This is a genomic window from Bradyrhizobium sp. CB2312, from assembly GCF_029714425.1.
Taxonomy (GTDB): Bacteria; Pseudomonadota; Alphaproteobacteria; order Rhizobiales; family Xanthobacteraceae; genus Bradyrhizobium.
This window is the reverse complement of sequence record NZ_CP121668.1, coordinates 1,277,526-1,297,966: the sequence shown is the minus strand read 5'-3', so window position 1 is coordinate 1,297,966 and position 20,441 is coordinate 1,277,526. Positions and strand designations below refer to the sequence as shown.

General features: G+C 65.3%; 14 protein-coding genes. 11 read left to right on the top strand and 3 right to left on the bottom strand.

The genetic code is table 11. The features are described 5' to 3' along the window. Nucleotides 1-221: 221 nt before the first annotated feature. The 4 genes from QA642_RS06120 (at nt 222) to QA642_RS06105 (ending at nt 4,978) form a co-directional block, all read left to right on the top strand. Entirely contained in the window at nt 222-2,594 is a 2,373-nt protein-coding gene (locus QA642_RS06120) for an exopolysaccharide transport family protein (protein ID WP_283083858.1), read from the top strand. Further along, entirely contained in the window at nt 2,587-3,393 is an 807-nt protein-coding gene (locus tag QA642_RS06115) for a WecB/TagA/CpsF family glycosyltransferase (protein WP_283083857.1), read from the top strand. The genes QA642_RS06120 and QA642_RS06115 overlap by 8 nt, the downstream gene beginning before the upstream one ends. A gap of 19 nt (nt 3,394-3,412) precedes the next feature. Further along, nucleotides 3,413-4,405 (top strand): UDP-glucose 4-epimerase GalE, encoded by a 993-nt coding sequence (gene galE / locus QA642_RS06110; RefSeq protein ID WP_283083856.1) that lies wholly within the window; start codon nt 3,413-3,415, stop codon nt 4,403-4,405. A gap of 231 nt (nt 4,406-4,636) precedes the next feature. Then, nucleotides 4,637-4,978 carry a hypothetical protein gene (locus QA642_RS06105; RefSeq protein ID WP_283083855.1) on the top strand — a complete coding sequence of 114 codons (342 nt, stop codon included), beginning with the start codon at nt 4,637-4,639 and terminating at the stop codon, nt 4,976-4,978. On the opposite strand, the gene QA642_RS06100 is transcribed toward QA642_RS06105, so the two are convergent. After that, entirely contained in the window at nt 4,952-9,061 is a 4,110-nt protein-coding gene (locus QA642_RS06100; RefSeq protein WP_283083854.1) for a GAF domain-containing protein, read from the bottom strand. The genes QA642_RS06105 and QA642_RS06100 overlap by 27 nt on opposite strands. A gap of 296 nt (nt 9,062-9,357) precedes the next feature. Between QA642_RS06100 and QA642_RS06095 the strand changes: the two genes are divergently transcribed. Genes QA642_RS06095 through QA642_RS06085 form a run of 3 tightly spaced genes read left to right on the top strand, consistent with a single transcriptional unit; the run spans nt 9,358 to nt 12,600 of the window. Beyond that, the gene (locus QA642_RS06095; RefSeq protein ID WP_283083853.1) at nt 9,358-10,410 is read left to right on the top strand and encodes an Ldh family oxidoreductase; all 1,053 of its coding nucleotides are present in this window, start codon (nt 9,358-9,360) and stop codon (nt 10,408-10,410) included. A 21-nt stretch (nt 10,411-10,431) separates the two neighbouring features. Then, nucleotides 10,432-11,799 carry an LLM class flavin-dependent oxidoreductase gene (locus tag QA642_RS06090; RefSeq protein ID WP_283083852.1) on the top strand — a complete coding sequence of 456 codons (1,368 nt, stop codon included), beginning with the start codon at nt 10,432-10,434 and terminating at the stop codon, nt 11,797-11,799. Between the two features lie 15 nt (nt 11,800-11,814). Further along, entirely contained in the window at nt 11,815-12,600 is a 786-nt protein-coding gene (locus QA642_RS06085) for a fumarylacetoacetate hydrolase family protein (RefSeq protein ID WP_283083851.1), read from the top strand. A 102-nt stretch (nt 12,601-12,702) separates the two neighbouring features. On the opposite strand, the gene QA642_RS06080 is transcribed toward QA642_RS06085, so the two are convergent. After that, nucleotides 12,703-13,623, bottom strand: coding sequence for a LysR family transcriptional regulator (locus QA642_RS06080; RefSeq protein ID WP_283083850.1), 921 nt, complete (start codon nt 13,621-13,623; stop codon nt 12,703-12,705). A gap of 61 nt (nt 13,624-13,684) precedes the next feature. Between QA642_RS06080 and QA642_RS06075 the strand changes: the two genes are divergently transcribed. Further along, nucleotides 13,685-14,161 carry a hypothetical protein gene (locus QA642_RS06075; protein WP_283083849.1) on the top strand — a complete coding sequence of 159 codons (477 nt, stop codon included), beginning with the start codon at nt 13,685-13,687 and terminating at the stop codon, nt 14,159-14,161. A 132-nt stretch (nt 14,162-14,293) separates the two neighbouring features. Next, nucleotides 14,294-14,731 carry a hypothetical protein gene (locus QA642_RS06070; RefSeq protein ID WP_283083848.1) on the top strand — a complete coding sequence of 146 codons (438 nt, stop codon included), beginning with the start codon at nt 14,294-14,296 and terminating at the stop codon, nt 14,729-14,731. Nucleotides 14,732-14,844: 113 nt separating this feature from the next. On the opposite strand, the gene QA642_RS06065 is transcribed toward QA642_RS06070, so the two are convergent. Beyond that, complete coding sequence (locus tag QA642_RS06065; protein WP_283083847.1) at nt 14,845-15,300, bottom strand: Lrp/AsnC family transcriptional regulator; 456 nt, start codon at nt 15,298-15,300, stop codon at nt 14,845-14,847. Nucleotides 15,301-15,453: 153 nt separating this feature from the next. On the opposite strand from QA642_RS06065, the gene QA642_RS06060 reads away from it, so the two are divergent. Both QA642_RS06060 and iaaH read left to right on the top strand, forming a co-directional pair. Beyond that, nucleotides 15,454-18,903, top strand: coding sequence for an indolepyruvate ferredoxin oxidoreductase family protein (locus tag QA642_RS06060; RefSeq protein ID WP_283083846.1), 3,450 nt, complete (start codon nt 15,454-15,456; stop codon nt 18,901-18,903). 76 nt (nt 18,904-18,979) lie between these two features. Continuing rightward, a complete protein-coding gene (iaaH, locus tag QA642_RS06055; protein WP_283083845.1) occupies nt 18,980-20,398 on the top strand; it encodes an indoleacetamide hydrolase in 1,419 nt (472 codons plus the stop codon). Nucleotides 20,399-20,441 lie beyond the last annotated feature (43 nt).

Below are 20,441 nucleotides of genomic sequence, written 5' to 3'. Positions count from 1 at the left end.
GCGCGGTAACGAACCGTTAATCTCTCGGAGACCGCGTTACGGTCACGCGTCGAAGAGCGGCATGCGCTTAAACGCTTTGTTTGCCATTTCGGTGAATAGTCCCTCAATGAGTATGGTTAATTTTCCCTGTTGCGTTGAGTGGGCACCTATTTCCCGGGTGCGTGGCGTAAAGCGAAGAGTAACCCCTCAGCCCGCGGCAGTTGGAATGGAAGCTGGGGATCATGTTTGACTATAACCAGCCGATAGATCGCGCCAGGCCGGAGGCTCTGCAGCAGAAGCCGGAGGCCGGTTTCACCGTGCTGGAGCTTTCCCATCTGCTCTGGCGCCGAAAGGTCGCAATTGCCGCGGCCGCCCTGCTCGGCGCGACGCTTGCCGTCGCCGTCGGCAAGAGCATAACGCCCCGTTACACCGCCACCGCCCAGCTCTATGTCGATCCGCGCGAACTTCAACTGGTCGATCGCGAGCTCACGCCGCGGGCGCAGGACGTCTCCGGCATGTCCATGGTGGTGGAGAGCCAGGCGCGGCTGATCACGTCCAACAGCGTGCTGCTCCAGGTGATCCAGCAGGCCGGTCTCGACAAGGATCCGGAGTTCGGCGGCAGTGACGGCAAGAGCCTGATGTCGTCGCTGCTCGGCCTGATCGGCCTTCAGCCCCGCGCGCCCTCGGCCGCGGACAGCAGGGAAGTGCAGCTCGGCGCGCTCGAGGCGCTGAACAAGCACATCACCATCCGCAAGACCGAGAAGAGCTTCATCGTCGACATCGAGGTCTGGTCGACCGACCCGGCGAAGGCGGCGATGCTCGCCAACACGCTGACCAACGCCTACCTCACGGAATCCCGCAACTCGCAGGCTTCCGCCGCGCGGCGCGCCACCAACGATCTCTCCGGCCGCCTCAAGGAGCTGCGCGATCGGCTGCGCAACGCCGAAACCACGCTCGCCACCTACAAGGCCCAGAACAATTTCGTCGGCACCCAGGACGCGCTGATCAGCGACCAGCAGCTCTCCGCCAGCAACCAGCGGCTGTCCGCAGCCCGCGCGGCGACGATGGACGCGCAGGCACGGCTCGACCAGATCGAGGCCAGCCGGCGCACGGCAGCGGATGCCGGCGCGATCCCCGAGGCGCTGCAATCGCCGACCATCGCGAACCTGCGCGCCCAATATGCCGACGCCCGCAAGAAATACGCGGAGCAGGCCGGCGAGCTCGGCCCGCGCCATCCGGCGCTGCGCCAGACCGAGAAGCAGGTCGAAGATCTCAAGCGCACGATCAACGAGGAGATCGACCGCTTCGCCCAGTCCGCCAAGAACGATCTGACGCGCGCCCGCGACTACGAGGCCTCGCTCAACCGGGCGCTGGAAGCGCAGAAGCGGCAGAGCGTCCAGCTCAGCCAGGCCGCAGTGCGGCTGCGCGAGCTCGAGCGCGAGGCCGATGCCAGCCGCGACGTCTATCAGTCCTTCCTCAAGCGCTCGCGCGAGACCGAGGAACAGGAGACGCTGAACACCTCGGCCGCCCGCGTTATCGGCGAAGCCACGGTGCCGCAGCGGCGCTCGTTCCCGCCGGGGATGACCCTGTTCGCGATGATCGGCTTCATCTTCGGCGCGATCGCGGCCTCGGGCTGGTTCGTGGCCGCCGAATTTCTGCTCGCCGGCGCGGCCGCACCCGTGCCGACGCCCGCCCGCCCCCAGCGCACGCCGGCGCCGGACACTGCGCGCGCACCGCAGGTCGCACGAACGCCGGAACCTGCCCCGCCCCAGCCGGTCCCGCAAGCTCCCGAGGTCGCGCATGCCCTGCCGGAACTTGCCGCGCCGCCGCTGCAACCCGCGATGGCCGAAAAGCCCCTGATCGAAAAGCCGTTGATCGCACGCTTCCAGGAGGCCGATGTCATTCACACGCTCGGCGCCATCCTCGCCTCCGGCGGCGGCGTCGATGTCACCCGGCTGGGCTGGCCGACGCTGCGCCCCGGCTTTCCGCTGACGAGCCTGCTCAACGCCTGGCGCGACATGCGCGCCGCCGCCGTCCGTCGCGCCGGTGGCAAGGCGATGCCGGTCATCGCGCTGGTCGGTGCCGGCGAGACCACCGGGCGCAGCGTGACCGCCCTGAATTTCGCCCTCGCGGCCGCGCGCGACGGCGTGCGCGTGCTGATGATCGATGCCGACCATCTGGCACATTCGCTCTCGAACAAGGTCAACCGTAACGGCAAGAGCGAGCCGAGCCGGCTCGGCTGGCTCTCGAACGGCAGCAAGGCCGCGCGCGAGATCAAGACGGTCAACGGCATCTCGGTTCTGCCCGCCGCCGAAGGCGATGCCGGCAAGGCGGCTGAGGCCATCCGCAAGGCGATTGCGCAGGCGCGTTCCGCCGGCGGCTATGATCTCGTGATCCTCGACGGCCCCGTGACGCCGCTCACCGCCGGCAGCCGCAAGCTGCTCGACGACACTGATGCGCTGGTGGCAGTGCTGCCGACCAGCCTCGACATCAACGACGGCCTGGAAGAGATCCTGAGCACGCTCGGCCGCGCCGAGCGCAAGCTCGTCGGCGTCGTGCTCGACGAGCTCACCCCCGCAACCCAAGCGCGCCAGCGAGGCAGACAATATGCTTGAGCGCCGCGTCAACCTCGACGGAAGGGCAGCCACAGCCGACGTGCCGCGCATCACGGTCGGCGGCCTGCGCATGGCCGCGCTCGACCTGGAAGCGACCGCCGACTTCATGATCGAGGCCACCAATCCCGACAAGCGCATCGGTCGTCCGCTGTTCCTGACCTCGGCCAATGGCGAAGTGCTGGCGCGCTGCTCGACCGAGCCGCAGACCGAGCGCCTGTTCCGCGCCGCCGACATGATCAATGCCGACGGCCAGCCGTTGGTGACGGCCTCGAAGCTGCAATCCTGGTTTCCGCTGCCCGAGCGCGTCTCGACCACGGACCTGTTCCATGTCGTCGCCCGCAAAGCGGAAGCTGTGGGCCGCACCTTCTACATGCTCGGCGCCAGCGAGGCCGAGAACCTCGCCGCCGTCGAGAACGTCCAGAAGATGTATCCGGAGCTCAAGATCATCGGGCGCAGCCACGGCTATCTCAGAGGCGAGGCGCTACGCGCGAAGGTCGACGAGATCAACGCGCTCGCGCCGGATTATCTGTGGCTCGCGCTGGGCGTGCCCAACGAGCAGGCATTCGTCGAGGAATTCACGCCGCATCTCACCAATGTTGGCGTTATCAAGACATCCGGCGGCCTGTTCAACTTCCTGTCGGGCAGCCGCGCGCGCGCGCCGGTCTGGATGCAGAAGATCGGGCTCGAATGGGCCTGGCGGACCTTGCTCGAGCCGCGCCGCCTGTTCTGGCGCTATTTGACCACCAACCCCCGCGCACTCTATCTTCTCTTCAGCCGCAACCGGCCGTTCAATCGCTGAGAGAAGAGTAGATTACGACATGACCGACCGACCGACCGTCCTCGTCACAGGAGGCGCGGGCTATATTGGCTCGCACGCCTGCCGCGCTCTGGCCGCCGCCGGCTATCAACCCGTCGTTTATGACAATCTCTCGACAGGTCATCGCAATTTCGTGGCCGGACCGCTGGTGACGGGCGATCTGCTCGACGGAGCGGCGCTGGCGCGCACCTTTGCCGATCACAAGGTCACCGCTGTGATGCATTTTGCCGCCGCCAGCCTCGTCGGCGAGTCCATGACCGACCCGCAGAAATATTACATCAACAACGTCCAGGGCACGCTGTCGCTGCTGCAGGCGATGCGCGACGCGGGCTGTCATCGCATCGTGTTCTCCTCGACCGGCGCCGTCTACGGCAACGCCGATTCCAAGGAGCTGCCGGAAGACTTTCCCTGCGCGCCGATCAATCCCTACGGTGCATCGAAGTGGATGATCGAGCGCATGCTCGCCGATTATCGCGCTGCCTACGGCTTTGGTGCGTTCTGCCTGCGCTATTTCAACGCCAGCGGCGCCGATCCGGCCGGCGGCATCGGTGAGCTGCGCGACAACGAGACTCACCTCATTCCGCGCGCCATGATGGCGCTCCAGGGCCATGTCGACTTCGCCGTGTTCGGCGACGACTACGACACCCCCGACGGCACCGCGATCCGCGACTACATCCATGTCACCGATCTCGCGGCGGCTCATCTCGCCGCCCTGAAGTTGCTGGAACAGGGGCATGCCGGCGGCAGCTTCAATCTCGGCACCGGCGCCGGCTTCTCGGTGCGCGAGATCCTCGACGCTATCAAGAAGGAGACCGGGCGCGAGGTGCCGCACACGGTCAAGCCGCGCCGCGCCGGCGATCCCACCTATCTGGTCGCCGACCCCTCCGCTGCGCGAAAAGTCCTGAATTTCGTGCCGCGTCACTCCGACCTGCCGACGGTGATCCGCACCGCCTGGGCCTGGCACCAGAAGGCGCATCCGCTCAGGGCCCGTTAAGCAACCGTAACATCCGTACCTTGCCTGCCGCACCTCCCAGCGGCTAGAATGCCTGTTCATTGCCGCCGTTGGCGTATCGCCGACGGCCGCACATTGAGGCATTGCCGACGATGATGTCGGCATGCATGGCCCGCCCGATATGCGCGAGCCGATTTTTCCGAACGCCAAGGCTGCGATCAAAATCCGTACGTCGGCCTGTCATCGGATGCAGATTCTGGGAGTATCGACCGCATGCATCAGGCTGTACGCCTGGAATTCGAGCGCGTGATGGATGAGTTCGTCCGCTGGCATGTCGTGCCCGAGGACGAGCGCTCGCCCGCGCCCGCCTGGTGGTGGGGGCCTGCGATGGCGGTGGTCGACGACCAGGAGCCGATGAACGCAACATGGTCCGCCGCGCTCGGCTTGAACGAGGGCGCGAGCTTCGCCGACGGTGCGCGAACGATTCTCGCGCTGTTCGTCGAGCAGACCTCGCTGACGGGACCGCAGGATTTTCCGAGCAAGGCGGAAGCCGGCGAGCACGACGTCCGCGAGCTGCACCCGCAGCCGCTAGATGACAGCGCGTTTCAGCCCTGACGCGGCGGCGTCGCCGGAGGCCGGCTCCGGCTGGAGCGGCGGCGCGACCGGCAGCATCATCGGCCGCAGCAGCTCGGCCATCTGCTTCGCGGGCAGCGGCTTGGAGATGAGATAGCCCTGCATCTCGTCGCAGCCATGGGTGCGCAGGAATGCCTCCTGCTCGGCGTTCTCGACGCCTTCGGCAACGACGGTCATGCCGAGCGCCTTGCCCATGCTGATGATCGCCTGCGCGATCGCCTGGTCTTCCGAATCCTGCGGCAGGTCGCGCACGAAGGAGCGGTCGATCTTGATGGTGTCGATCGGGAAATGCTTCATCAGCGACATCGACGAATAGCCGGTGCCGAAATCGTCGATTGCCAAGCGAATGCCGCGGCTCTGGATGGCGTCGAGCACCTTCAGCGCCCGCCCGACGTTGCGCATCATCATGCTCTCGGTGACCTCGAGCTGGAGCAGCACCGGCGACATGCCCGAGGCCGCCAGCGCCTCGTCGACGTCCTGCAACAGATGCTCGTCGGCGAACTGCCGCGGCGACAGGTTGACCGCCATCGACAGCGGCAGCAGGCCGCGGCGCTGCCAGGCCATCGCCTGCGCGCAGGCCTCGTTCAGCACCCAGCGGCCGATCGGCACGATCAAGCCGGTTTCCTCCGCAAGCGGAATGAACTGCGCCGGCGAGACGCTGCCGAGTTCGGGATGGGTCCAGCGCAGCAAGGCTTCGACACCCGTGATCTGGCCAGTCTCCATGTCGACCTTGGGCTGGTAGTTCAGCGAGAACTGCTCGCGCTCCAGCGCCCGGCGCAGCGCGCTCTCCAGCGAGAGCCGCTCGATCGATTGCGTCTTCACCTCCTTGGAGAAGAAGCGGTAGCCGTTCTTGCCGTCTTCCTTGGCGAGGTACATCGCCATGTCGGCGTTCTTGGTCAGCGTCTGCGCGTCGGAGCCGTTGGCCTGATACATCGCGATGCCGATCGACGCCGTGGTGTGACATTCGTGCCCGGCCAGCTGCATAGGCTCGGCCAGCGCCGTCAAGAGTCCAGTCGCGATGCGCTGGACGTCGTCGATCTCGCCGCACTGGTCGAGGATCACCACGAACTCGTCGCCGCCGAGACGCGCGACGACGTCGCTGGCCCGCAGCGCGCCGCGCAAGCGGTTCGCCACTTCGAGCAGCAGCAGATCGCCGGCCTCGTGTCCGAGCGAATCGTTGATGACCTTGAAGCGGTCGAGATCGATGAACAGCACCGCGAAACGGTGATCGCGGCGCTGCGCTTCATCGATCGCCTGCCGCAATAGCCCGTTGAAGGTCTCACGGTTCGGCAGATCGGTCAGGCTGTCATGCGAGGCGAGATATTCGATCCGCTCGTCCGCCTGGCTCTTCTCGTCGGCGCGGTCGAAATTCTCCATCGCAAAGGAGACGTTGTCGGCCAGACGCTGCAACAATTCGACGAATTCCGCCGTGAAGGCGGCCGGCTCGGTCGACATGTAGATCATGACGCCGACGGCCTGATCGTGCGCGGTCAGCGGGAACGCCGCGCCTGACCGCGCGCCGTCGCCGCGGACGATGGCATGAAAGGCGCGAACGCGATCGTCGTTGAGATAGTCATTGCTGATGCAGGGCTGGCGCGTGCGGAACGCCGTACCGCTCATGCCGCGCCCTTCCGGACGCTCGGGGTCGATGGAGAGGCGGACGTTGCGCGTGGTGTCGGCGGACGGTCCGGCCGCGGCCACGATCTCGAGCTGGTCGCTGTCGGGCCTCGCCAGCGCGATCGTGGTCGAAGTGAACTTGGCGCCGTTCGATGCGGCGACGCAGACGAGGTCGAACAGCTCGGCGCGCGACTTCGCCCGCATGATCGCCTCGTTGGTGGCGCTCAGCGCCGCGAACATGCGCGTCAGGCGCTCCTTCTGCGCCTCGGTGCGGGCCTTTTCCTCGGCGCGCTCGAAATTGTCCAGCGCGAACGACACGTTCTCGGCGAGCCGTCCCAGCAGCTGGACCAGATCCGGCGTGAACGAGCCTTCGTCCGGCGAGAGAAACAGCAGCACGCCGACCGCCTGATGGCCATTGCTGAGCAGCGGAAAGCAGGCGCCCGATTTGGTGCCCTGGATGCGGGCAATCTGGTGCCAGTGCGCGGTGCGGACGTCGGTGAGGAGTTCGTTGGCGACGCAAGGCGCACGCCTGCGGAAGCAGGTGCCGGTCAGCCCGCGGCCCTCGGGGTCGTCGGCCGACGTCGAGAACCGCCATTGCTTGACCTGATAGCAGCTCTCGCCCTTGGTCATCGCAATGTCGAGATAGTGTCCGGTCGCGTCCACCATGGCGATGGTCGCGGAGGAGAAGGTGCCGCCAAGCACCGCCGCTTCGCACACGACTTCGAACAATTCGGCGCGGGTCTTGACCCGCATGATGGCTTCGTTGGTCGCGCTCAGCGCCTCGAGCATGCCGCGCAGACGATTGCGCTGCATTTCGGCCTTGGCCTTCTCGTCGGCGCGATCGAAATTCTCCAGCGCGAAGGCGACATTGGCCTGGAGCTTGCGCAGCAGCTCGACCAGTTCCTCCGTGAAGGTGTCGCGGTCCGGAGAGTTGAACAGGAACACGCCTTCGACCCGTTCGCCGTTGAACAGCGGCAGCGCCGCGGAGGACGCGATGCCACTCCGGCGGGCAATGGCCTGCCACGGCGCGATGCGGTCGTCCGCGAACACGTCGTTGCTGATGGCAGGCTGGCGTGTGCGGAACGCGGTGCCGGTCAGCCCGCGCCCCTCCGGCACCTGGTCGGAGATGGAGAACCTGAAGTTACGGACCTGCGCGGCATTCGGGCCGTAGCTGGCGACGACACGCAACAGCTCGGCGCGATGGTCGACCAGCGCGATGCTGACCGAGGTGAACTTGGCGCCCTTGGCGGTCGCTTCGCAGACGAGCTCGAACAGCTCCGGGCGCGAGCGCGCGCGCAGGATCGCTTCGTTGGTGGCGCTGAGCGCCGCATACATGCGCGCCAGGCGTTCCTCTTCGGCGGCGATCCTTGCCTTCTCGGCCTCGCGGCCGAAATTCTCGATCGCGAACGAGACGTTCTCGGCCATGCGCAGCAGCAGCGCGACGATCTCCTCGTCCTTGGCCCAGGAACGGCTGATGAAGAACAGCAGCACGCCGACGCTCTCGCCGTGCCTGATCAGCGGCGCGACGACGCAGGCCGCGACGCCGGTGTTGACATTGGCCTGCTCCCAGGGCGAGCCCTTGGTGCGACTGGCAAGATCGTCCTCGACGATGGCTTTCTGCGTGCGGAATACCTCGCCGGAGAGACCCTTGCCGTAGGGATTGTCGGGGTCGATCGAATAGCGCGCCTGGGTGACCAGTTGGAGGTTCTCTCCGGTGGAGGCGACCGGGACCATCCAGTGCGAATCCGGCTCGCGCAGCAACACGATCGTCGCCAGCGACTTGCCGCTGTGCACGGCGGCATCGCAGACGAGCTGATAGAGCTCGAGATCGGTCTTGGCGCGCAGGATGGCTTCATTGGTCGCGCTGATCGCGCCGAACATGCGGTTGAGGCGCCGCATCGCGCGCTCGCCGGACCGCCGCGCGGCCTCACGTGCAAAATTTTCCAGCACATAGGAAATGTTGGCCGACATGCGCTCGAACAGCGATACCATCTGCTCGTTGAGCGAGTTGGCCTCGCTCCGAGTCACATAGAGCACGCCGACGCTCTTGCCGTCGCAGAGCAGCGGCAACGCCGCGGCCGCGCCGATATTGGCGCTGGCCGCGCCCGCGCGCCACGCCAGTGACCGCGGATCGTTCAGATAGTCGTTGCTGATGCATAGCTTCTGATCGCGAAACGCCTCGCCGCCGACGCCCGACCCTTCGGGCGTGTCGGCTTCCGTGGTGATCAGGAGCGCACGCAGCCGCCGAATGTCGTCGCCGCAACCGGCGGCGAAACGAAGCCGCTGACCATCCGCATCCACCAGGAACACGGCGACGGCCAAAAAATCCCCGCTCGAAAACCCGGCGTCGCAGACCTTCTGGTACAGCTCGTCCGGCGATTTCGCGTAGAGGATCGCTTCATTGATGGCGCTCAACGCCGCAAAGGTGCGCGCGAGTGTCGTCGACACGATCTTAGCTCCCGGGCATTTCTGCCTATTTATCCCGGATGCCTTTATGAAGGGCGACCGCCTAAGTGGTCGTTATTGCCTGCGGCAAACCATCGATCAAAGTGAACGAGCTGCGAACGTGCGGTACTAAACTCACGAAAATACCGCCGCACGGGACAAATCCTCGACCAAAGGCGCGCTCTCTTTACGAATTTGCAGCCCTGTATTGGTTTACGGGAGATTGATATCGCTCCCGCGCTTTGAGACGATGGCTCCCAACAAGCAGCCCGTTAAGGGCACCAGGCTGAGGGAACGCCATGCCGATCGTCAGGGCCGACCGCCTCACGCGCATCAGCGCCGCCCTGCTCCGGGCCGCCGGAGCGTCCGAAGAAGAGGCCGACGCGGTCGCCACCGGCTGCGTCAACGCCAATCTCGCCGGCCACGATTCCCACGGCGTGATTGCCGTTCCCACCTATATCGACCGCATCAAGGCCGGCCACATCGTGCCCGGCGCACCATGGACCATCGTCCAGGAATCGCCGACCACGACCGTGATCGACGGCCATTGGGGTTTTGGTTTCCACGTCAACGCCAAGGCGATGGCGCTGACGATCGAGAAGGCGAAGACGGCGAACGTCGCCGCCTGCACCGTGTTCCGCCAGAGCCATGTCGGCCGCCTCGCCGCCTATCCCTTGATGGCGATGCGCGAGGGCATGATCGGGATCGCGACGGCGGATTCCGGCCGCTCGCCGAAGCACGTGGCGCCATTCGGCGGCAAGGAGGCGCGGCTCGGCACCAACCCGATCTCGATCGCGGTGCCGTCCGATCTCACGGCGCCGTTCTACCTGGACATGGCGACCTCTGCGGTCGCAGCCGGCAAGATCCAGCTCGCGGTCGCGCGCGGCGAAGAAATCCCCACCGGTTGGATCATCGATGCGGAGGGACGGCACACCACCGATCCGACGCAATACCGCAAGGGCGGCGCGCTGCTGCCGCTCGGCGGCACCGAGGGTTACAAGGGCAGCGGCCTTGCCGCCATGGTCGAGGTGCTGTGCGGCCTGCTCACCGGTCTCGGCTTCGGCGTCGAGCCGACGGGACGGCACAATGACGGATGCTTCATGGCGGTGTTCAACGTCGCCGCGTTCCGCCCGCTCAAGGAGTTCAAGCGCGAGGTCGCGGAGTTCGCGCATTACCTGAAATCGACGCCGCCCTCGGAGGGCAGCAAGGGCGTCTACTATCCCGGCGAGATCGAGGGCATCCGCGAGCAGCAGCGCCTGCGTGACGGCATCGATGTTGAGGATGCCACCTGGGAGAAGATGCGCGCACTGGCGCGCGAGTACCGGCTCGACACGGTGCTCGATCTGGCCTGAGCGAATTTGGAGAACAGCAGCATGAATCGGCAGATGGTCCTGGTCGGCTTCCTTCAGGCGCAGAACTGCACGAACCTGCCGAGCTCCTGGCGCCACCCGGACTCCCGCGACGATTCAATGTCGGCGGATTATTACCAGGAGATCGCCAGGATTCTCGAAGCGGGCAAGTTCCACATGGCCTTCTTCGACGATCGCCTCGCGATGCCGGACCGCTACGGCAACGACCACGCGCACACCGTCGAATACGGCATCCGCTGCGTGAAGATGGATCCGCTGATCGTGCTGACCACGATGGGCATGGTCACCGACAAGCTTGGCCTGGGCGCGACCTGTTCGACCACCTATTACGAGCCGTTCGACGTCGCGCGCCGCTTTGCCACGCTCGACCTGATGTCCGGCGGGCGCGCCGGCTGGAACGTCGTGACCTCGCTCAACGACGGCGAGGCCCTCAACATGGGGCGCGATTCCCATCCCGAACACGATTCCCGCTACGACAAGGCCGACGAGTTCATGGAGGTCGTGCTCGGCCATTGGGACACCTGGGAAGACGGCGCAATCATCATGGACAAGAAGACCGGCCGCTTTGCCGATCCAGGCAAGGTGAAGCGGCTCGATCACAACGGGCCGGCCTTCAAGTCGCGCGGCCCGTTCACGGTGCCGCGCTCGCAGCAGGGCCACCCCGTCATCATCCAGGCCGGAGCGTCCGGCCGGGGCCAGCGCTTTGCGGGGCGATGGGGCGAGGTGATCTTCACCGCCGCGCGCAATCTTGCCGCCGCGAAGGAAGGCTATGCGTCCGTGCGCAACGAGGCCGCGAAGGCGGGACGCGATCCCGACCAGATGTTCCTGTGCAATCTGACCACGCCGGTCTGCGCCGCGACCAAGGCCGAGGCCGAGGACAAGATGGCGCTGATCAACAAGCTGCCGCTCCAGATCGACGCGCTGTCGCTGCTCGCCGAAGCGCTCAACTACGATTTCGCCTCCAAAGATCTCGACGAGCCGCTGACGACGGAGGACTTGAAGAGCATGCAGGGCATTCTCGGCATCCGCGACGGCGTGCTGAAGACTTCCGGCAAGAGCAATCCGAGCGCGCGCGACTTCGTCACCTTCTCCGGCCGCGGCCAGGTGCACGACGCCATGGTCGGCGGCCCCACGGAGATCGCCGACAGACTGGAGGAGATGTTCGTCGAGCGCGGCTGCGACGGTTTCGTCATTGCCGCAACCTATGTGCCCGGCTCCTATGCCGATTTCGTGCAGCATATCGTGCCGGAATTGCAGCGGCGCGGCCTGTTCCAGAAGGAGTATCGCGGCAAGACACTGCGGGAGAATCTCGGACTGCAAAGGCCAGCCGCCGGCGCCTGGAAGGTGCAGCCGCGCGACGCCGCGGAATAATAGCGAGGACTGGACATGCGCTGGCTGAAATTCACCGCCTCCGGCAAAACTTCCTGGGGAATCGTCGAAGGCGACCAGGTCATCGCAATCGACGGCGACCCGTTCGGCGAATGGCAGCGCACCTCGCGCGCGCATCCGCTATCGCAGGTCAAGATCGAGCTGCCGCTGATCCCGCGCACCTTCTATTGCGTCGGGCTGAATTACCTCAAGCACCTGAAGGAAGCCGCCGACAAGCGCGGCGAGATTCCGGCGGTGCCTGACCGGCCCGAGATCGGCTATCGCGCGCAGAACGCGCTGATCGCGCACGACGAGGACGTCGTGATCCCGTCCTTTGCGACCGAGAAGATCCATTATGAGGGCGAGCTCGTCGTCGTCATCGGCAAGAAGGTGAAGCACCTCACCAAAGAAAACGCGATGGATTGCGTGTTCGGTTACACCATCGGCAACGACGTCAGTGAGCGTTCCTGGCAAAAGGCCGACCGCAGCCTGTGGCGCTCGAAGAATGCCGACACGTTCAAGCCGATGGGCCCGTGGATCGAGACCGAGGCCGATCTCGCCAAGATGGAAACGGTCGTCCGGGTCAACGGCCGGGAGACCAACCGCTTCGCGACCCGCGACATGATCTTCGGCGTAGCACCGTTCCTGGTCGAGCTGACGAAATATTTTACGTTGTGGCCCGGTGACGTGATCTGGATGGGCACGGACGGCGCCTCGCCTGATATGAAGCACGGCGATGTCGTCGAGATCGACATCACCGGCATCGGGACGCTGCGCAACAGGTTCGTGCGGGAGGGGCGCTAAAGCATGATCCGGAAAAGTGCGCAGCGGTTTTCCGAAAAGATCATGCTCAAACAACAACCTAAAGCGCGATGAGGATCAATCCTAATCTCATCGCGCTTTAGATCAGGCCGTCGTCCCCGAGCGACCCTTCACATGATCGATAAAGGCTCGCAGCTTCGGCATGATCTGTCGGTGACCGGGATAGTACAGGAACACACCCGGCGTCATCGGCGCGAATTGCTCCAGCACAGGGATGAGCTTCCCCGCCGCCACGGCGCTCGCGGCCAATGGCGCGGGCATCTGCGCAAGACCCACGCCTTCGATGGCGGCTCCGAGCATGGTGGGAAAATCATTGGCGATGAAAGGTCCCGAAACGACGATCTCGATCGAACGACCTTTGTCGTCGAGCGACCAGGAAGCGAGCGCACCGTTCGATCGGCGCAACCTCATGCAGGCGTGTCCACGCAAATCGTCGGGGCGCTCGGGACGACCGCGGCGAGCGAGGTAGGCCGGACTGCCGACGATGACGAGAGGCAGCGGCTTGGTCAGGCGCACCGCGACCATGTCGGGGGCGATGAACTGGCCCATCCTGATGCCGGCGTCAAACCCTTCGGCGGCGAGGTCGACCAGCTCTTCGCTCGCGGCTAGCTCCACCTCGATCTCGGGATATGCCTGACAGAACGAGGCCACCAGCGGCTCCAGCAGGATCGGCACCACCGCGCGCGGCACGGTGAGACGCAGCAGCCCGGCCGGCCGCTGGCCAAGTTCTCGCGCCGCACCGCTTGCCGCGACGAGTTCCTCGAAGGCGGGCCGTGCGCGCGCAAAGAATCTCTCGCCGGCTTCGGTTAGGCCGACACTTCTGGTCGTGCGGATGAAGAGCGCGGCGCCGACCCGCGTCTCGAGCGCACGCACCGCCTGGCTGATGGCCGACGGCGTGACTCCGAGCTCAGCGGCCGCCCGGCGGAAGCTGCGATGCTGGGCGACACTCAGGAACGCCTCCACGCCGTCGAGCGCGCCCTGCCTGACTGTGAAGTTTTGCTTCATAGCCCATCAACATTATCGCGAATAGTGCCGCGCGGAAAGCGGTCTTACATCCGAATTGCTGATGAGCCGTACCGCTGCGTGCGCCGACATCGGCGACATCACGGCGACCGCCGTGACTGGAGACATGAAGCCGATGAAGACAATCCGCAACGTCGTATTGGCACTCACCCTCACACTGACAGGCGCTACTCTCATGGTCGATTCATCCCAAGCCCAAGCACAAGCACAAGCCACGTCGCCGACAACCGCGGTCATGGTCATCCTGACCGTCAAGCCGGGCATCACCCGCGAACGGGTGATGGCCGTCATGCCCGACGAAGTCAGGCAGACAGTTCAGCTCTACCTCAACGGGACGGTTCGAGAATGGTATTCGCGGTCCGACGGGCGCGGAGCCGTGTTCCTGCTGAACGTCAAGGACGTTGCCGAGGGACACGCGATCATGGATGGCCTGCCGCTCGCCAGGCAGGAGCTCGTCGACCACGAATACATCGCAGTCGGCCCGCTGATGCCGCTCCGTCTGCTCATGACGAAACCCTGAGCGTCCGCCGACGCGCGCCGTCTCGATCTCACCCGGCCGGACAAACAATCGCAAGGAAATCCCAAAGTGCCTCCGAGCTTCAACCTTCCATTCGTGCTCAGCGTCGCCGGCGCTTTGCTGACAAGCGCGGTGGTGGCTGCCATCTACGTCTGGCCGGCACTCCGCGCCATGCCGCGCTATGACGCCTTGAGGCTTCTCGCAGCCTTCAACGCGTTCAGGTTCCTCGGCTTGAACTTCATGGTGGCCGGATTCGTATCGGCGGAATTGAGCCCGGATTTCGCCGCCGAGGTCGGCTGGGGCGATCTCATCGCCGCCACCCTCGCCCTCGTTTCGATGGCGGCCCTCTCCTGGCGATGGTCGATGGCCATTCCGCTGGTCTGGATATTCAACGTCTGGGGCACGCTGGATCTTCTGAACGCCTACTACATGGGCGTGACGAAAATCCAGAATCCCGGCCTGTTCGGCGCCGGCATTTACATTCCGGCTGTTTACGTGCCGCTGCTGCTCATCAGCCACGTTCTCGTCTTCATGATTCTGCTGGGGGCCGGATCTGAAGCAAAAACGGCGTGACACGATCAACGGTGCCGTAGGATGGGTAGAGCGCAGCGAAACCCATTACCTGCTTCGTCGCGGAAAGAGCTTGATGGGTTTCGCTATCGCTCTACCCATCCTACGAAGCCTCATCAGAACGGCAGCGTCACGCCGGTCTTGATCTCCTTCAGCACCACGTTGCTGCGGACGGTGCGGATGCCGGGAATGCGGAACATGAACTCATCGAGGAAGCGGTTGTAGGCCGTCATGTCCTGCACGACGACGCGCAAATGGTAGTCGGCATCGCCCGTGGTCGCAAAGCACTCCAGCACCTCGCGGCGCTTCGTGACCCGGGCCACAAACTCGTCGACGAACTTGGCATCGTGCCGCTCCAGCGAGACGTGGAGGATGGCGGACATCGCAAAGCCCGCACGCTCGCGCGCGACCAGCGCCGCATAACCCTGGATGACGCCGCTCTCCTCCAGCGCCCGCACCCGGCGCCAGCAGGCCGAGGTGGACATGCCGACTTCTTCCGCGAGCTGCTGGTTGGTCGCGCGGCCATCCTTCTGAAGGTGGGCGAGTATTCGCGTGTCCTGTTCTTCGATCATGAAGGCCTCTCAGATCGGGAACATCTACCAAATTTGATGGCCTAACGCAAAATTCTACCGGATTTGTGATCAACGCGGGAAAAATAGGCAAGACCTACCAGCCTCCCAAGCATAACCTTCCATCATCGGGCAGGATGCCGCGCGAGGTCCGCCATGGACGCCATTTCGTCACTCGACACTTACGAGCTCTCCGACCGCTACGACCGCGAGGAGGGCCGTGTCTTCCTCACGGGCACGCAGGCCATCGTCCGCATTGCGCTCGACCAGATCAGGCGCGACCGTGCCGCGGGGCTGAACACCGCCGGCTTCATCTCCGGCTATCGCGGCTCGCCGCTCGGCGGCATCGATCTCGAGCTGTGGCGCATCCAGGAGCGATTGAAGCGCGATGCAATCGAATTCCTCCCCGCCGTGAACGAGGACCTCGCCGCAACCGCGGTGCTCGGCTCGCAGCAGGTCGAGACACAAGCCGACCGCAAGGTCGATGGCGTGTTCGGGCTCTGGTACGGCAAGGGCCCCGGCGTCGATCGCTCCGGCGATGCGCTCAAGCACGGCAACGCCTACGGCTCCTCGCCGCATGGCGGCGTGCTGGTGGTCGCCGGCGACGACCATGGCTGCGTCTCCTCGTCGATGCCGCACCAGTCCGACGTCGCCTTCATGAGCTGGTTCATGCCGACGCTGCATCCGGCCAGCGTCGGCGAATATCTCGAGTTCGGCGAATATGGCTATGCGCTGAGCCGCTTCTCCGGCATGTGGGTCGGCTTCAAGGCGATCTCGGAGATCGTGGAATCAGGCGCCTCCGTCGCACTGCGCCCGCCGCGCGCCTTCCGCACGCCGGACTTCACGCCGCCGCCGGGCGGGCTGCACTATCGCTGGCCCGATCTGCCGGGGCCGCAGATCGAGGAGCGCCTGGAAGCGAAGAAGCACGCGGTCTACGCCTTCGCAAAGGCCAATCCGATCGATCGCCATATCTACGACATCCCCAATGCCAGCTACGGCATCGTCACCACGGGCAAGGCGCATCTCGATCTGATGGAGGCGCTGCGGCTGATGGGGCTCGACGAGGCCGCCTGCCGCAGCATCGGCATCGACATCTACAAGGTCGGCATGGTCTGGCCGCTGGCGCTGCACGACGCGATGGAGTTCGTGAAGGGCAAGCGCGAGATTCTGGTGGTCGAGGAAAAGCGCGGCATCATCGAGAGCCAGTTCAAGGAATATTTCTACGACTATCCCGGTGCCAAGCCCGAGCGCATGGTCGGCAAGCACGACGAGCGCGGGGCACGGCTGATCTCCTGGATCGGCGAATTGTCGCCGCGTGCGCTGGCCGGCGTGCTCGCGCGCCGGCTCGATCCGATGTTTCCCGGCCTCAATCTCGCGGCCCGTGCGGCGGCCTTGATGCCGGAGGCCGCGCGCACGATCAACGTCGCCGGTGCAACACGCACGCCGTATTTCTGCTCGGGATGTCCGCACAACATTTCGACGAAGGTGCCGGAAGGCTCGAAGGCGCTGGCCGGCATCGGCTGCCATTTCATGGCGAGCTGGATGGACCGCGAGACCTCGTCGCTGATCCAGATGGGCGGCGAGGGCGTGAACTGGGCGGCATCGTCGCGATTTACCGGCAACAGGCATGTCTTCCAGAATCTCGGCGAAGGCACCTATTACCATTCGGGCTCGATGGCGATCCGTCAGGCGATCGCCGCCAAAGCCAACATCACCTACAAGATCCTGTTCAACGACGCCGTGGCGATGACCGGCGGCCAGCCGGTCGACGGCCCCATCAGCGTGCATGCCATCGCGCACAGCGTCCGTGCCGAAGGCGTCGCGCGCATCGCGCTGGTCTCGGACGATCCCGCGCAGTTTGCTCCGGCGGACCTGCCCAGCGGCGTCACCATCCATCCGCGCGAGGAGATGGATGCGGTCCAGCGCGAGTTGCGCGATATCCCGGGCGTCTCGGTCCTGATCTACCAGCAGACCTGCGCCACCGAGAAGCGGCGGCGGCGAAAGCGCGGACAGCTCGCCGACCCCAAGCGCTTTGCCTATATCAACGACCTCGTCTGCGAAGGCTGCGGCGATTGCTCGGTCGAGTCCAACTGCCTCAGCGTCGAGCCGAAGGAGACGCCGTTCGGCCGCAAGCGCCGGATCAACCTGTCGACCTGCAACAAGGACTTTTCCTGCCTCAACGGCTTCTGCCCGAGCTTCGTCACCGTCGAAGGCGCCACGCGACGCAAGAAAAGCGCAAGCGAGATCGACGCAGTCGGCCGCGCGGCCACGCTTCCCCTGCCCGTCACCACAACGCTCGATCGACCCTACGATTTGCTCGTGACCGGCGTCGGCGGCACCGGCGTGATTACGGTCGGCGCACTGATCGGCATGGCCGCGCATCTGGAACGGCGCGGCGTCTCGGTGCTCGACTTCACCGGCTTTGCGCAAAAATTCGGTCCCGTGCTGAGCTATATCCGGCTTGCCGCGTCGCCCGACGCGTTGCATCAGGTCCGCATCGACCAGGGCGCGGCCGATGCGCTGATCGGCTGCGACCTCGTCGTCAGTTCCTCGCCCAAGGCATCCGGCACCTATCGCCGCGGCAGCCGCGCGGTGGTCAACATAGCGGAGATGCCGACCGGCGACGTCGTCCGCTTCCGCGATACTGATCTCGCTTCGCCCGCGCGCATGCGCGCGATCGGCCACGTGATCGGAGAGAGCAATCTCGACACCATCAACGCCAATGCGCTGGCCGAACGGCTGCTCGGCGACGCCGTCTATGCCAACATCATCATGCTCGGCTTTGCCTGGCAGCACGGGCTGGTGCCGGTCTCGCTATCCGCACTGCTGCGCGCGATCGAGCTCAACGGCGTCGCGGTCGAGCGCAACAGGCAGGCCTTTGCCTGGGGCCGCATCGCCGCTGCCGATCCGGACTTCTTGCCGGAGGCGAGCGCGACGCCGCAAGCCGAGACGCTGGACCAGATCATCGCCCGGCGCGCCGATTTCCTCACCGCCTACCAGGACGAATCTTATGCGGCGCGCTACCGGACAATCGTCGCCAAGGTCCGCAACGCCGAAACGGCCGTGAACAGCACAGCGCTGACCGAGGCGGTTGCCCGCGCCCTGTTCAAGCTGATGGCCTACAAGGATGAGTATGAGGTCGCGCGCCTGCATATGCAGAGCGGCTTTCGCGACGAGCTGAAGCGCGAATTCGAGGACGGCTTCAGCATCCAGTATCACCTCGCCCCGCCGTTCCTGTTCTCCAAGCGCGATGCCCGCGGTCGTCCGCGCAAGCGCGCCTTCGGCCAGTGGATCCAGACGCCGCTCGCCGTGCTGGCACCGTTGAAGGGATTGCGCGGAACGCCGTTCGACCCGTTCGGCTACACGCATGAGCGGCGCGCCGAGCGGGATTTGATCAGCTGGTATGAAGGCCTGATCGAACGCATGCTCGGCAATCTCGACGCAGCGCGACTGTCCGACCTCGTTATCATCGCAAAAGCGCCGATGGAGATCCGTGGCTACGGACCCGTGAAGGACGCCGCGATCGCCAAGGTGAAGCCCGAGGTCGAGCAACTCGTTGCGAATTTGACGACATCGGTAATGCAAAAGATGCGCGCCCACGATTGACGCGGCACCAGCGAGGCCTCAGCCTCCGGACTTTAAGGGGCGCCCGTTGGCGCCTCCGCAAATCAGGTGACGCATCATGGATCTCGACCAGTTGACCCTGAGCCAGGCCGCCGCCGATCTTCGTGCCGGAAAAGTTGCGAGCACATCACTCACGACGGAAGCTCTCGCCCGCGCCAAGGCCCACGCCGATCTCAACGCCTTCGTGACTCTGGACGAAGCTGGCGCGCTGAAGGCCGCCGCCGCATTCGACGCGAGCAGCGACACGAGCAAACCACTCGGCGGCGTTCCCATCGTGATCAAGGACAATATCGAGGTTGCCGGACTTCCGTGCAGCGCCGGCACACCCGCGCTGAAGGACTACATTCCGAAGGCAGACGCGCCCGTGGTTGCCAAGCTGCGCGCCGCAGGCGCGGTCATCATCGGCAAGACCAGCATGCACGAGCTTGCTTTCGGCCTCTCCGGCTACAACACGGCGTTCAAGACCGGCGCGGAGTTCGGTGTGCGCAACGCCTATGATCGCTCGCTGATCGCCGGCGGTTCCTCGTCCGGGACCGGCGCTGCGATCGGCGCGCGGATCGTTACCGGTGGGCTCGGCACCGACACGGGCGGTTCGGTCCGGGTGCCCGGCGCGCTGAATGGATGCGCCTCGCTGCGCCCGACGGTCGGCCGTTATCCGCAGCAAGGCATCGCGCCGATCTCGCACACCCGCGACACCGCAGGCCCGATGGCCGCGACCATGGCAGATGTCGCGCTGCTCGACCGTGTCGTCGCCGGCGGCGACGATGTTACACCGGCGGATCTGAAGCAGGTCCGCATCGGCATCGTGAAGACGATGCTGACCAATCTCGATGCCGACACCGAAGCCGCTTTCCACGCGGCGATCGCGGCCATGAAGGCGCGGGGCGTCACCATCGTCGAGATCGCGATGCCGCAGCTCGCCGAACTCAACGGCCAGGTCAGCTTTCCCGTCGCGCTGTACGAGGCCTATGACGATCTGGTGGCATATCTCGAGCATACCGGCACCGGCCTCAGCATCGAGGCGCTGGCGAAGGACATCTCCAGCGCCGACGTCAAGGGCATCTATGATGGCTTCGTGATCCCGCGCAAACTGCCGGCTCCCGATGGCACGCTGCTCGACGCCAAGCCGCTCTATGACGCCGCGATCAAGACCGGGCGGCCGGCGCTTCAGGCGCTCTACAGCGACACGTTTGCCGCCAACAGGTTGGACGCCATCGCCTTCCCGACCACGCCGCGCGTGGCGATTGCCTCCAATCCCGACTCCAGCAGCTTGGAAAATTTCGGCCTGATCATCCAGAACACCGATCCCGGTAGCAATGCCGGCATTCCCGGTATCCAGATTCCGGTCGCGCTGGGCGCCACGAGCAAATTGCCTGTGGGTCTCGAGCTGGACGGCCCGGCAGGCAGCGATCGCCGCTTGCTCGCGATCGGCGTCGCGCTCGATGCCGTGTTTGGGAGATTGCCGCCACCACGTTGACACCTCCGTAGGGTGGGCAAAGCGAAGCGTGCCCACCATCTGT